This window comes from Actinomyces bouchesdurhonensis (assembly GCF_963540955.1).
In the GTDB taxonomy this organism is placed as follows: domain Bacteria; phylum Actinomycetota; class Actinomycetes; order Actinomycetales; family Actinomycetaceae; genus Pauljensenia; species Pauljensenia bouchesdurhonensis.
In genome coordinates this window covers 98,352-112,150 of the sequence record NZ_CAUTSL010000001.1, presented here as the reverse complement: position 1 = coordinate 112,150, position 13,799 = coordinate 98,352, and the positions used below count along the sequence as shown (strand labels likewise).

11 protein-coding genes are annotated in these 13,799 nt (G+C 67.1%); 7 read left to right on the top strand and 4 right to left on the bottom strand.

Going from position 1 to position 13,799, the window contains the following annotated elements; translation table 11 throughout:
* Positions 1–141 precede the first annotated feature (141 nt).
* Entirely contained in the window at positions 142–1,248 is a 1,107-nt protein-coding gene (locus tag RYL44_RS00460; protein WP_314974747.1) for a LacI family DNA-binding transcriptional regulator, read from the bottom strand.
* Positions 1,249–1,427: 179 nt separating this feature from the next.
* Between RYL44_RS00460 and RYL44_RS00455 the strand changes: the two genes are divergently transcribed.
* The 7 genes from RYL44_RS00455 (at position 1,428) to RYL44_RS00425 (ending at position 9,818) form a co-directional block, all read left to right on the top strand.
* The gene (locus RYL44_RS00455) at positions 1,428–2,942 is read left to right on the top strand and encodes a sugar ABC transporter ATP-binding protein (protein WP_314974746.1); all 1,515 of its coding nucleotides are present in this window, start codon (positions 1,428–1,430) and stop codon (positions 2,940–2,942) included.
* The gene (locus tag RYL44_RS00450; RefSeq protein WP_314974745.1) at positions 2,939–4,021 is read left to right on the top strand and encodes an ABC transporter permease; all 1,083 of its coding nucleotides are present in this window, start codon (positions 2,939–2,941) and stop codon (positions 4,019–4,021) included. The genes RYL44_RS00455 and RYL44_RS00450 overlap by 4 nt, the downstream gene beginning before the upstream one ends.
* Positions 4,021–5,073, top strand: a complete 1,053-nt coding sequence (locus RYL44_RS00445; protein WP_314974744.1) for an ABC transporter permease — start codon at positions 4,021–4,023, stop codon at positions 5,071–5,073. The genes RYL44_RS00450 and RYL44_RS00445 overlap by 1 nt, the downstream gene beginning before the upstream one ends.
* A gap of 67 nt (positions 5,074–5,140) precedes the next feature.
* Positions 5,141–6,208, top strand: a complete 1,068-nt coding sequence (gene rhaS / locus RYL44_RS00440; RefSeq protein WP_314974743.1) for a rhamnose ABC transporter substrate-binding protein — start codon at positions 5,141–5,143, stop codon at positions 6,206–6,208.
* A gap of 160 nt (positions 6,209–6,368) precedes the next feature.
* The gene (locus RYL44_RS00435; RefSeq protein ID WP_314974742.1) at positions 6,369–6,734 is read left to right on the top strand and encodes an L-rhamnose mutarotase; all 366 of its coding nucleotides are present in this window, start codon (positions 6,369–6,371) and stop codon (positions 6,732–6,734) included.
* A 94-nt stretch (positions 6,735–6,828) separates the two neighbouring features.
* A complete protein-coding gene (gene rhaI / locus RYL44_RS00430) occupies positions 6,829–8,010 on the top strand; it encodes an L-rhamnose isomerase (RefSeq protein WP_314974741.1) in 1,182 nt (393 codons plus the stop codon).
* Positions 8,010–9,818, top strand: coding sequence for a rhamnulokinase (locus RYL44_RS00425; protein WP_314974740.1), 1,809 nt, complete (start codon positions 8,010–8,012; stop codon positions 9,816–9,818). The genes rhaI and RYL44_RS00425 overlap by 1 nt, the downstream gene beginning before the upstream one ends.
* 223 nt (positions 9,819–10,041) lie before the next feature.
* Here the strand turns inward: RYL44_RS00425 and RYL44_RS00420 are convergent, their stop codons facing one another.
* From RYL44_RS00420 to RYL44_RS00410, 3 genes are all read right to left on the bottom strand, one after another.
* On the bottom strand, positions 10,042–11,142 hold the full coding sequence (locus tag RYL44_RS00420; RefSeq protein ID WP_314974739.1) for a class II aldolase/adducin family protein: 1,101 nt from the start codon (positions 11,140–11,142) through the stop codon (positions 10,042–10,044).
* Positions 11,143–11,746: 604 nt separating this feature from the next.
* Positions 11,747–12,556 (bottom strand): hypothetical protein, encoded by an 810-nt coding sequence (locus tag RYL44_RS00415; RefSeq protein ID WP_314974738.1) that lies wholly within the window; start codon positions 12,554–12,556, stop codon positions 11,747–11,749.
* A 188-nt stretch (positions 12,557–12,744) separates the two neighbouring features.
* Positions 12,745–13,650 (bottom strand): SDR family oxidoreductase, encoded by a 906-nt coding sequence (locus RYL44_RS00410; RefSeq protein WP_314974737.1) that lies wholly within the window; start codon positions 13,648–13,650, stop codon positions 12,745–12,747.
* Positions 13,651–13,799: the final 149 nt, after the last annotated feature.

Sequence of the window (13,799 nt, the reverse complement as noted above, 5' to 3'; positions counted from 1 at the left end):
TTCGCCGGGTGCCCCCAGGGTTCGCCGGGTGCCCCCAGGGTTCGCCGGGTGCCCCCAGGGTTCGCCGGGTGCTCCCAGGGTTCGCCGGGTGCCCCCAGGGTTCGCCGGGTGCTCCCAGGGTTCGCCGCGCCCCCGCGCCCCCTACTCCCTCGGCTTCGCCGTGGACTCGCGGATGGTGAGGACCGGGCTGAAGGTCTGGTGCTGCGTGGGTGCGTCGGCGCCGGAGAGCAGGAGTTCGGCGGCGGCCGCGCCAAGTTCGTCCATGGGCTGGCGGATCGTCGTGAGGGGTACGGGCATCTGCGCGGCCAGGGGAATGTCGTCGAAGCCGATGACGGACACGTCGCCGGGGATGGAGATCCCCGCGACGCGCAGCGCCGACATGACGCCCACGGCCAGCAGGTCGTTCGCGCAGAAGACCGCCGTCGGCGCCCCCTCGGAGGCTGCCCGGGCCTCGGCGATGGCCTCTTCGGCGGCCGCATAGCCGGCCTGGGCGGTGTACGCCTCCGCGTTGCACACCGTCAGCTGGACGCTGTCCGACCCCGTCAAGCGCCGCCAGTGCTCGACCGCGTCCCGCACACCCGCGAGGCGCTGCACGGACTGACGCATGTCGGCGCGGCCGTTGAGGAAACAGATTCGCTCATGTCCGAGCGCCAGGAGGTGTTCGATCGCCAACGCCGCCCCCGCGCGGTCGTCGATGGACACGGACGGCAGGCCCTCGGGCGCGTCGGCCGCGTCGAAAAGAACGACCGGCGTGCCCTCCTCGACCAGGCGCGTGGCGGCCTCGTGCGAGGAATCAGCCGGGGTGAGCAGGACGCCGCGCACGGCCTGGCGCCCCAGCGCCTCGAGCAGGTCGCGCTCCTCGCGCACGGAGGCGTGCGTGGAGGACAGGGTCATGATGTAGCCCTCGCGCGACAGGACGCGCTCCATGGCCGCGGCCGCCTCCATGAAGAACGGGTTTGTCAGATCGAAGACCGCCACGCCCACGAGCGGCGACGTGCCGCGCCGCAGCGCCTGTGCGGTCGGGTTGGGCTTGTACCCAAGCTGCGCGATCGCCGCCTCGACTCGTTCGCGCACGTCGGGGCGCACGCTCTCGCGCCGGTTGATGACGTTAGACACGGAGCCGACGCTCACGCCCGCAAGAGCGGCGACGTCCTTGACGCCGGGGGCTTTGCGGGGCGCTGCGGGGGACGAGGCAGTGGTCGCGTCCTGGGGACTCGTGCCCTCTGAGGTCTGGCGGGGCGGCGTCATGGTGACTCTTTCAGAAACTCGAGTGATGAAACGTTCATATTGTGTCATCTCCTGGGAGCTTTACGCTCCAATTTTCCTGGCTAGTTCAAGGCTGACGCGTAGAGTTGACACGCATATTGTTATGTGGCACACTCTCTTCTTATCTGAATCGTTTCATTCCTCGATGAAGAGGTGACCACATGACACGAGAAGCTGACAGGCCAGTCGTCTCGCTTCAACACGCGGTGAAGAAGTTCGGCTCCTTCACCGCGATGTCCGATGGGTGCATCGAGCTGTATCCGCACCGCATCCACGCCCTGGCCGGCGAAAACGGCGCCGGCAAGTCGACGCTCGTGAAGGTGCTCGCCGGCATCCACCAGCCAAACTCCGGAGAGTTCCTGGTCGAGGGCCATCCGGTGCGCTTCAAGACCCCGGCAGAGTCGAAGGCCGCCGGAATCTCGGTGATCTACCAGGAGCCCACACTGTTCCCCGACCTGACGGTCGCCGAGAACATCTACGTGGGGCGTCAGCCCCGGGGGCGCTTCGGCCTCATCGACCACGCCGCCATGAGGCGCGACGCCCAGGAGCTCTTCGACCGCCTCGAAGTACCGATCGACCCCTCCCAGCTGGCCGACGGCCTGTCGATCGCGGACCAGCAGATCATCGAAATCGCGAAGGCCATCTCGCTGGACGCCAAGGTCCTCATCATGGATGAGCCGACGGCTGCCCTGTCCGGGCACGAGGTCGACCGCCTCTTCTCCGTCGCGCGTTCCCTGCGCGACAAGGGAGCCTCCCTCATGTTCATCTCGCACAGGATGGAGGAAATCTTCGACCTGTGCGACGACGTGACGATCATGCGCGACGGCGCCTACGTCTCCACCCGCGACCTGGCGGAAACCACGAAGGCGCAGCTCGTTCGCGACATGGTCGGCCGCGACGTCGACCAGCTCTTCCCCAAGCTGGACGCGCAGATCGGCGATCCCGTCCTGACGGTTGAAGGACTCACCCGATACGGCGCCTTCGAGGACGTGAGCTTCGAGGTCCGCAGCGGAGAGATCCTGGGGCTCGCGGGCCTGGTCGGCGCGGGCCGATCCGAGGTCGTGCGCACGATCATGGGCATCGACAAGGCGGACGGCGGCACCGTGACCGCCTTCGGAAAGCCGCTGAAGCTTGGCGACACGGTGGGAGCTATTCGCGCCGGCCTCGCCTTCGTACCCGAAGACAGGCGCAAGCAAGGCCTCGTCATGGACCTGTCCGTCGCCCGCAACACGGCCCTCACGCTGCGCAGCAAACTCGCCCGCTGCGGACTAATCAACTCCCGAACTGAACGGGCGGTCGCGCAGGAGTGGTCCACCAACCTCGAAGTGAAGACGGCCAGCCAGGACACCCCCGTGTCCGCGCTGTCGGGCGGCAATCAGCAAAAGGTCGTCCTGGCGAAATGGCTCGCCACCGACCCGACGATCCTCATCGTCGACGAGCCGACCCGCGGCATCGACGTGGGAACGAAGGCCGAAGTACACCGCCTGATCTCCACCCTGGCCACCAGGGGAGTGGCCGTCATCACGATCTCCTCCGAGCTGCCCGAAATCCTCGGCATGGCCGACCGCGTCCTCGTCATGTGCGAAGGACGCATCACCGGCGAATTCACCAGAGAAGAAGCCACAGCTGACGCCATTATGACGGCTGCAACAGACCACGAAAAGGCCGCATCATGACCGCAACACTGACCCCTCCCTCCCGCATCCACGGGTCGTCGCCGATAAGCCGACAGCCAGCCACGCCCTCGTCCGCGACCACGAAGCACGCCCCATCGAAGCTGCGCTCTCTCCTGTCGATGCGCGAGCTCCCCGTGATCGCGGCCCTCATCGCCCTCGTCCTCCTCACCTGGGCGATCAACCCGCGCTTCCTGTCCGCCCAGGGCGTGCGCGACCTCTTCCTCAACGCGACGATCGCCATGCTTATGGCCGCCGGACAGTCCCTCATCATCCAATCCGAAGGCGTCGACCTCTCCGTCGGCTCCATCCTCGGCTGCACGGCCTTCGCCACCGGCTTCCTCTTCGCCACCAACCCGGGACTGCCCATCGGCGTCGTCTTCGTCGCCGGCATCGTGCTGGGAGCGCTGCTCGGAGCGCTCAACGGCCTCCTCGTCACCCAGGCGAAAGTCCCGGCGATGGTCATCACCCTGGGCACCCTCTACGTCTTCCGAGGAGGACTGAACTGGTGGGCAGGATCCACGCAGTACTTCGCCGGCGACCGCCCCCAGGCCTTCGGCGACCTAGGAGTCGCCACGATCGCCGGCTTCCCACTGCTCACCCTCCTGGCGGTCATCGTCATCGTGATCGTCTCGCTCTACCAGCGCTACGCTCGATCCGGGCGCGACCTCTACGCGATCGGCTCCGATCGCGCGGCCGCAGCCGTCTACGGCATCCCCGTCGCCAAGCGCGTCTTCGCGGCCTTCGTCGCCAACGGCGCGCTCGTCGGACTCGGAGGCGTCCTCTACGCCTCCCGCTTTAACTCCGTGGGCGCGACGACGGGCGCAGGCATGGAACTCGACATCGTCGCCGCCTGCGTCGTCGGCGGCGTCGCAATGACGGGCGGCGTCGGAACCGCCTACGGAGCCGCCATCGGCGCCCTCCTCCTCACCACCATGACGTCCGCGCTCACAGCCGTCGGCGTCGATAAATTCTGGCAACAGGCCGTCGTCGGCGCGCTCATCCTCATCGCAATCGTCGTCGACCGAGTCAGCTCAATGCGCCGCCACGAGGCGCTGCGCAAGAAAGGAGGGGACCGCTGATGAACACCCCGACGCAGACGTCGTCACGTGACCTCATGGCCTCCATTCGCCGCGTGTTCTCCTCGCGAGACTCGCACATGACCCTCATCCTCATCCTCGCCATCGTGGTCGCGGCCATCCTCGTTCCGAGATTCAGCCAGCCCCGCACGCTCACGTTCCTTACCCTGGACGTGACGGCGACACTCCTCATGGCCCTGCCCATGACCCTCGTCATGATCAACGCGGACATCGACCTGTCCGTCGCCTCGACCGCCGGCCTCGTCAGCGCGTCCTTCGGCGTCCTCGTCCAGTCGGGCGTCGGATTCTGGGCGAGCGTCGCGATTTGCCTCCTCATCGGACTGGCGTGCGGCCTCGTCAACGCCGTGATGACCGCCTACGTGGGCCTGCCTGCGCTCGCGGTCACGATCGGTACGCTCGCACTGTATCGAGGCCTCGCCCTGGTCGTCATCGGCGACCAGTCGATCTCCGACTTCCCGGCGTGGGCGACCTCCGCGGTCACCGGCTCCTTCGGATCCACGGGCATTGCGTACATGGCGATCCCCGTCGCCCTGTTCGTCGTCCTCTTCTGGCTCCTGCTGCACAAGACCCCATACGGCCGAGGCCTCTTCGCGCTGGGGTATTCCAAGCAGGCGGCCGAATTCGTCGGCATCGACACGAAGCGTTCCCGCGTCATCGCCCTGACGCTCTCGGGCCTTATGGCGGCGCTGGCGGGCATCTACTGGACGCTGCGCTACTCCGCGGCGAAGGCCGACAATGTCGAGGGCCTCGAGCTGGTCGTCATCGCCGCCGTCGTCTTCGGTGGGGTCAGCGTCTTCGGTGGCCGAGGCTCGATCTGGGGGAGCGTCTGCGGCGTCCTCACGATCGGCGTCCTCAACTACGCGCTGCGCCTCAACCGAATCCCCGAAGTCATCCTGGTTCTGGTCACGGGCCTGCTCCTGATCGGTTCCGTCGTCGCGCCGTCGCTGGTGAATGCCATCCGCCAGCGTCTGGCTCATCGAGCTGACGCGCGTACCCCTCGCGCCAGCGTCGCACCGGGCGCGGCGAGCGCCTAACAATCCCACAACGAGGGGCATAGTGCCCCCGAAACAGGGCGTCTGCGCCCGAAAGGAAAAGACAACGATGTCTCACATGAACAAAGGAGTGGCCGCACTCGGCGCACTCTCGCTGGCCTCGGCCCTCCTGATGTCCGCCTGCGCAGGCGGATCGTCGACGCAGGGCAGCGAGTCCAGCTCCGGTGGGAACGCTTCCGGTTCCTACGACGTGTCCTCCCAGTCGATCACCTTCATTCCTAAGCAGCTGAACAACCCCTTCTCCGACGTCATGCTCGGCGGAGGAAAGGATGCCGCCGGCGCGATCGGATTCGCCGAGGTCAACGTCGTCGGTCCCCTCGAGGCCTCCTCGTCCTCACAGGTCTCCTTCATTAACTCCGAGGTGCAGGCGGGCACCAACGTCCTCGTGATCGCAGCGAACGACCCCGACGCCGTGTGCCCGGCTCTGCAGGACGCGCGCACGGCCGGCACGAAGGTCGTCACCTTCGACTCCGACGCCTCGGCGGATTGCCGCGACCTGTTCATCAACCAGGTCGAGTCCAAGCAGGTGGCGATCACCATGCTCGACATGGTCTCCGAGCAGATCGGCGGTTCCGGTAAGGTCGCCATCCTCTCCGCGACGGCGAACGCCGCCAACCAGAACGCGTGGATCAAGTTCATGGAGGAAGAGATCGCCTCGAACGACAAGTACAAGGGCATCGAGATCGTCGCGAAGGTTTACGGCGACGACGATGACACGAAGTCATTCCAGGAGGCGCAGGGCCTGCTCCAGGCACACCCCGACCTGGACGCGATTGTGTCGCCGACCACCGTCGGCATCGCCGCCACCGCGCGCTACCTGTCGACCTCCGACTACAAGGGCAAGGTCGTCCTCACGGGCCTGGGTCTGCCCAACGAGATGCGTTCCTTCGTGAAGGACGGGACCGTCAAGGAGTTCGCCCTGTGGGATCCCGCCCAGCTGGGATATGTGGCGGCCTACGCGGGTGCCGCGCTCGATAGCGGCGCGATCAAGGGTGAGGTCGGGGAGACGTTCACCGCCGGAGACCTCGGTGAGCGCACGATCGGCGAGAACAAGACCGTCGTCGTCGGTGACCCCGTGCGTTTCAACGCGGACAACATCGACAACTACGACTTCTGACGCCACTTCTGACGGGGTTGGTGGGCGCGCCCGTCGCGCCTGCCAACCCCGCGTTCATGCGGCAAAACGCGGGTTGCGTGAATGACCCTGTTTGCTGAATGAAACGATTCACGTTAGAATGGGCACCATCAATTTCCGTTCAACGATGAAGGGATGTTCCATGAGCGAGACCCCATCGCTGGCCCACACGCTCGCCACGACGAGCCAGGCCAGCCCACACCGAGCCTGCTTCCTCCTGCGCGTCCGGTCCGAGAAACTCGCCGAATACGCCGACGTGCACCAGCGTGTCTGGGATGAGATGCTCCAGGCCCTGCGCGAGGCCGGGTGGCGCCACTACTCCCTCTTCCTCGACCCGGACACCGGCCTCGTCGTCGGCTACTACGAGGCCGACGACGCCCGCGCGGCCGCCGCAGCCATGGAGGATCTCGAGGTCAACACGCGCTGGCAAGCCGAGATGGCCCAGTACTTCCAGCCGGACGGAGGCGGAACCGCCCACTTCCTGAGCCAATACTTCTACCTCGCCTAACCGCCCACCGAGGCCGACCCCCGAGAAACCGTCCCTGCCCCTCGAGGTCGCCCCGGCCTCGTCAATCCACACCCCACACGTCGAAGGAGACGTCATGACCATCCACCTGTCCGACCTGTCCGAAAGCGCCCGCACCCTGCTGCGCGAGCAGACCATCGAGCTGCCGAGCTGGGCCTTCGGCAACTCCGGGACCCGCTTCAAGGTCTTCCCGAGCCCCGGCACCCCGCGCAACGCCTACGAAAAGATCGACGACGCGGCACAGGTTCACCACTTCACCGGGATCACCCCGCGGGTGTCCCTGCACATCCCCTGGGACATGGTCGAAGACTTCCGTGACCTGGCCGCGCACGCGCGCTCGCAGGGCATCACCCTGGGCACCATCAACTCGAACGTCTTCCAGGATGACGACTACAAGTTCGGCTCCCTGACCAACTCCGACAAGGCCATCCGACGCAAGGCCATCGACGCGCACCTGCGCTGCATCGACGTCATGAACGCGACCGGCTCCGACACGCTCAAGATCTGGCTGGGCGACGGAACGAACTACCCGGGTCAGGACTCGATCGCCGCGCGCCAGGAACGCCTCGCTGACTCACTGTCCGTTATCTACGAGAATCTTGCTCCATATCAGCGCCTTCTCCTGGAGTACAAGTTCTTCGAACCCGCGTTCTACCACACCGACGTCCCGGACTGGGGCACGGCGCTCGCGCACGTGACCGCTCTGGGGGAGCGTGCCGTCGTCTGCCTCGACACCGGCCACCACGCGCCCGGCACCAACATCGAATTCATCGTCGTTCAGCTGCTGCGCGCCGGCCGCCTCGGTGCCTTCGACTTCAACTCGCGCTTCTACGCGGACGACGACCTGATCGTGGGCGCCGCCGACCCGTTCCAGCTGTTCCGCATCATGCACGAGATCGTCTCCTTCGGCGCCCTCGCGCCCACCTCCGGCGTGAACTTCATGCTCGACCAGTGCCACAACCTCGAAGAGAAGATCCCCGGCGAAATCCTCTCCGCGATGAACGTTCAGGAGGCGACCGCGAAGGCGCTCCTCGTCGACCGCGATGCGCTGGCGACGGCGCAGGCCGAGCACGACGTGCTGGCCGCCAACCAGGTGCTCATGGATGCCTTCTCCTCCGACGTGCGCCCGCTCCTGGGCGAACTCCGCGAGGAGCAGGGCCTCGACCCCGATCCGCTCGCGGCCTACGCGGCCTCAGGCTACTTCGAGCGCATCTGCGAGCAGCGGGTGGGCGGCCAGCAGGCCTCGTGGGGCGCATGATGACCACCGTCGTCGCAATCGACCTCGGGGCCTCCTCGGGGCGCGTCCTGCGGGGCGTGTTCGACGGCGAGCGCCTCGCCATCGAGGAGTGCTCCCGCTTCCCGAACGGGCCCGTCGCCCTCCCCGGGCCTGCTCGCGCGGGTGGGGCTGGCGCGGGTCAATCGGGCGGGGCAGGCGCGGACGAATCGTGTGCGGGTCAATCGGGTGGGTCCGGGTCGGGCGAATCGGACGGGGCAGGCGCGGGTCAATCGGACGGGGCAGGTGCGGGTCAATCGGACGGGGCAGGTGCGGGCGCGTCCGAGCGCTCCGGGGACGAGGCCGGCGTGGCCTACGAGTGGGACATCCTCGCGCTGTGGCGCGGAATCCTGGATGGCCTGCGCGAGGCCAGCCTGCGCGGCCCCGTTGATGCGATCGGAATCGACACGTGGGCCGTGGACTACGGGCTGCTGGACGAGGACGGCCGGCTGATCGGCAACCCCGCGTCCTACCGCTCGGCGCGCTGCGGCCTCGGCGCCTCCGAGGTGCTCGACCGGTGGGACTCCTCCTGGCTGTATGCGCGCAATGGGCTGCAATTCCAGCCTTTCAACACGCTGTTCCAGCGCGTGGCCGACCGGGCGGAGGCGCGCGCGGACTGCGCGCGCACGGCGCTCCTGATCCCCGATCTGCTGGCGTACTGGCTGACGGGTCATGCGCGAAGCGAGCTGACGAACGCGTCGACGACCGGCCTCGTCAACGCCGCGGGGCGCGACTGGGATCCCGAGATTCAGATACGGCTACGCGACGATTTCGGGGTGGAGCACATCTTCCCGCCGCTCATCTCGCCGGGGGAGGTCATCGGTGAGGCTCGCGTCCAGGGGCTCGACCTGCGCACCTCGACGGGTGAGCGCACCCCGGTTGTCGCCGTCGGGTCCCACGACACCGCGTCGGCGGTCGCGGGTGTGCCCGCCCGGACGGGGTCGTTCGCGTACATCTCGAGCGGCACCTGGTCGCTCGTCGGCACCGAGCTGAGCGCCCCCGTGCTCTCCGACGAGGCTCAGGCAGCCAACTTCACGAACGAGCTGGGCGTGGATGGCACGGTCCGTTTCCTCGCCAACATCATGGGCATGTGGGTACAGCAGGAGTGCCTGCGCGAGTGGGCGGCCCTGGGGGACGAGGCGTCGGGCGCTTCAGGCCGGGTCGACTGGCCTCTCCTCGACGCGCAGACCGAGGCGGCCCAGCCCGCGCGCTACCTCCTCGACATGTCCTCGCCAGAGTTGATGGCTCCGGGCGGCATGGTGGAGCGCGTGCGCTCGCTGTGGATCCCGGGCCCGGGCGCCTCCTCGCCGGCTTCGTCGGGCGACGACCCCTCCTCGGCGGACGGCTCCTCCTCGCCGGACGAGGCCGGGGCCGGGTCAGGTGATCGTCTGGCCTCGGGCGTCGATTCCCGTGAGCGGGCAACCGTCCTGCGCGCTATCACCGATTCACTGGCGCTGGCCTACCGCCGGGCGATCCGACGGACGAGTGAGCTCAGCGGCACCCGCCCTGAAGCGATTCACCTCGTCGGAGGAGGCTCGAAGAATCGCCTGCTGGCGCAGGAGACCGCCGACGCGACGGGCATCCCGGTCATTGCGGGACCCGTCGAGGCCACGGCCCTCGGAAACATGCTCATCTCCCTGCGAGCCATTGGCTCGGCCAGCGGGACTCTGATGGACCTTCGCGCCATCTCGCGGGCGTCGTCGGTGCTCGAGACCTACGAGCCGCGCGCCTCCCACGCGCCCCTCTGGGACGAGGCCGACGCACGCCTCGGGTCCGGTGATGCCCTGTCGTAGCTGACGTGTGCTGACGTGGGCCGCGACTCGACTTTCGGTCGAGCCGCGGCCCACGTGTGTATGAGGACGGTCCGCGCGCCTACTGTGCCGATTGAGGGGCGTGTCCGGAGTCTGTGCAGGGGACCTTATCGTGGATAGACGCCGACGGCCATTTGGGGCATGTCTGGAAACATACCCCAAATGTACTGATAACGAACAGCATGTTCAGATGTTCAGCAGGGTGTTACGACCCCTGAGTGGCAGCTACCTTCTGGCGGTACGACTCCGCCTCCCAGTTCTCGATGAAGCCGCGCTCACGCTCGTCCATGACGCGTACACGCCCGAGCAGGTTCGCGTCCCGCGTGACGCGCAACGCGTCCAGGAAGGTGTGCAACGCGTTATCCGAGGCCTCGTTCGTGCACCCCACCGCAGCCACCGCGAGTCCGGGAATGACGGCGACAATGGGGGCGCGCCCGTGCTGCGCGCGGTGCAACGACACCTTCGCCGACACGATGTCCTCCGTGTCGGTCGCCTCCAGGACCACGGGGAAGGAACCCGCGTACACGATCTGATCGGGGATCAGCGGCCCTCCGGGTGCCGACGCGAGCGCCGACAGTCCGTCCGTCGACAGCGCAACGCTCGGCGCGTCCACCGCGCGACGGAACGCCTCGGCCACCCGGGAAGGCGACCCCGAGAAGGCGGTCCCGGCCTCGTCGATGGCCGCGCGGATCTCGGACGTCAGGAAGTCGATGCGCTCTCGGATCGCGTCCTTCGTCGGACCCGACACGATGATGCCGTGATTGCCGAGGAGCGTAATCGCCGGCGGCGGAGTGCCGTGCGTGGCCGTGAACGCGCGGCGACTCTCGTCGATGAGACGCGCCAGCGGAATACCCGGGTCCGTGTAGTCGACCCACAGCGCCTGGTCGCCGAGGATCCGCTTGCACAGCTCCTCCCCGCGCGTGTTGCACGTGATCGCGTTGGCGGTCAGCGGGTGCAGGTGGATGACGAGCGGGTCGGGAATGAGGGCGTGAAAGAGGAGCTCGACGCTGGGGCGACGCTCGAACGCGCCGCGCTGTGCGAGCCGGGCCGCCGCGCGAACGGGGTCTTCGTTACTGGGGAGTTCCTCTGGGTGATGGAAGGCGTGGAGAAGGGTCGGAATGTCGAGCGGGACCAGGTCCTCCTCGCGCAGGGTCGCGAGCGGAACCCCGCTGGGCTTAATGAGGAGGGTATCTCCGATCTTTGCGGACGAGTTCCCGCCCCCCGAGCGCGTGTATTCCGTGTCCGCGCCGATCTGGTTGGACAGCTCGATGAGGTGGGAGATGAGGTCGTGAGATGAAGCGGTCATTGCTCCTCCGCGATGAGGATGAATCGTTTCATTAAAGGATAGGTGGGCGGCCCTATTCTGTCAAGGCTGCCGAGGTGAGGCTCGGGACTTCGCTTGATTGAGCGCTGAAAGGCCGGGGGTTGGTGAGCCGCTGAGGAGCCGAGAGGCCGTCAACCCGGGCGGCGCCGTCCTCGCGGAGCAGCCGAGGGGGTTGGCGTACTGAGGTGCTGCTGTAGATGGGGGGCTCCCGTGTGGGAGCCCCCGTGTGAATGGGTTGTGGAGGCCGCAACCCGCCTACGCTGGGAACGCGAACCGGGAGCTCCCGTGTGAAGGGGTCGTGGCCAGGGGTTCCCGGGCCACGACTATGCGCGTATCCGGCTGGCCAGCCCCGGCCTCGTCGATTGGGGGCAACCGTTCCTCCCCGAAAAGTCGCACGTAATTTCCCTTGGTCAGTTTTCGATATGCCCAGAAAACGTTGGAATTGCAACGATCAGATTTCAAAGTTTGAATAATGTGTTGGGGAATTACGTGCGACATTTGTGGGGAACCATGCGGGTGCCCCTACTTCCTCGGCCTCGCCGTGGATTCACGGATCGTGAGGACCGGGCGGAAGGTCTGGTGCTGCTCAGGCTGCGGCGAGGATCTCGTTGACGAGGTTGACACCCTGTGGCGTGGCCAGGAGTGGGCGGTCCTCGGGGTGCTCGTTGAAGTGCCGGATGAGGGCGTCGAGGCCGGTGTAGGGGATGCCGATGCGCTCGGACGAGATGCCCCATGGTCCGTTGTATGTGTCGGGGTCTGCGTGAAGAATCATTGTTGGACTGCTGACGGTGTGGATGGTGACGTTATCCGTCCACAGGATGGTGACATCCCGGTCGTTTGAATCTTCCTCAACGGACAGTAGCTCCGGGAAGTGGAAGGAGATTCCCTCGGGGGTCAGAGTTGTCTTTTGCTTGTCGGTCAGGGCGATGACGAGGTCCTTGCCGGGATTGCGGCTGCACTCGAGGAAGGCCATGGACGCAGCGGCGAACACATATATCGCGGCATGGAAGGGCTGTCCGGTCGTGAAACCCGCGGCCATCGTGCCGCCCGCGAAAGCGTAGAGCAGAAGTCCGGTCGTGATGAGCGCGGACTGGTGGTTGCCCCAAATGACGATGGAGCCGTCCTCGTAATGGGGGCGCGATGACCAGAATGGGCGCACACTCTTTTCGATGAGGTGGGGAAGTGCCGCGCACAGATACAGGGGGAACCAGATGAAGAGCAGCTGTAGTGGGCGGATGCGAATGAACGAGAAGATCCAGTACGCGCACACAGCCACGACTACGTTGAAAACGATGGCGACACCTGTGAGCTTCCAAAAGTCTCGCGCCGCCGAGTCCAGGCCCCGGGGAGAACTGTCACGGGGTTGTCTTGCCAAAAATGAGGAAAGGCGAGCCATGGTCACCACCCTGACGGGGCGTCGGCGTGCTGCAACCGAAGAGTGCGGGAGGACTCAATGGTCATGCTGCGACGCTACCAGCGCCGCCACGCCGGGGGCAAACGTGACCCGACGAGCAGCCCCGGCCTCGTCGAAACGAACGGCGCGTCACGACGAGGCCGGGGCCCAGCAAGCCTGGGCCGCGACAGTCAGCGGCCCGACGCGAGCGCCGCCCGGGCGACCTCCTCGAAGGTGAGCGGGTCGCGGCCCGTCACGTCGCGCACGGTCGTGGACACGACGTCCATCTCGCCGCGCGCGATCGACGTGTAGGTCGACACCCACGAGTCGTACTCCCACTGGGCGGACGGCCACTTCTTGCGCGACTCGTACGCCTCCTCGACGGTTTCGCGCACGTAGGTGACGGGGCGCCCCCACACGCGGGTGAGGATCTGCGTGATCTCCTCGAGGGTCAGGGCTTCGGGGCCGGTCACGTCGAGGGTCTGATTCTCGTAACGCGCCGGATCAGCGAGGACCCCGGCGGCCACGCGCCCCGCGTCCTCGCGCGCGACCACCCCCACGCGCCCATCGCCCGCGGGCCCGAGGATGCGGCCCTCCTCGTCGGGCAGCGCCACAAAGAAGTCCGCGTAGAAGTTGTCGCGCAAGAACGTGTACGTCATGCCCGACGCCTTGATGCGCTCCTCCGTATGGAAGTGCGTGCGCGCCAGCGTGAATGTCGCGTCCGGCGCCGCCTTCATGAACGACAGGTACACGATGTGGCGCACACCGGAGGCGGTCGCCGCGTCGACGAACGCGAGGTGCTTGTCCAGGCGGTCCTCGCTCTCGGGCGCGGACACCATGAAGAGGACATCGACGCCGCTGAGCGCCTCGCGTGAGGCCGGGGTGTGCTCGTACGAGCACTGGACGGCGTGCGCGCCGGGCAGCTTGGGGGCGCGCGACGGCGTGTTCGCGAGCAGGCGCAGCGGCAGGCCGCGCTCGGAGAGGAGCCGGGCGGCAACGCCGCCGACGTTCCCGGACGCGCCGGTGACCGCCAGGGACGGGGACGAGGCATGGGCCGCCTCGTTCGTCTGGGTGCAGGGAGTGGGGGTCTTCGTCATGCGACTAGTGTGTCACTGCCAGTGTTGTCTATGCGCACGCCACACGCGCTTTGAGCCGCGAGCGTACCGGGACTGTTGGAGGGGCGAGCGCCGGATTCGGGGCGACCCCTGGATGCGAGGCGACCCCTGGATGCGAGGCGACAGCTGAC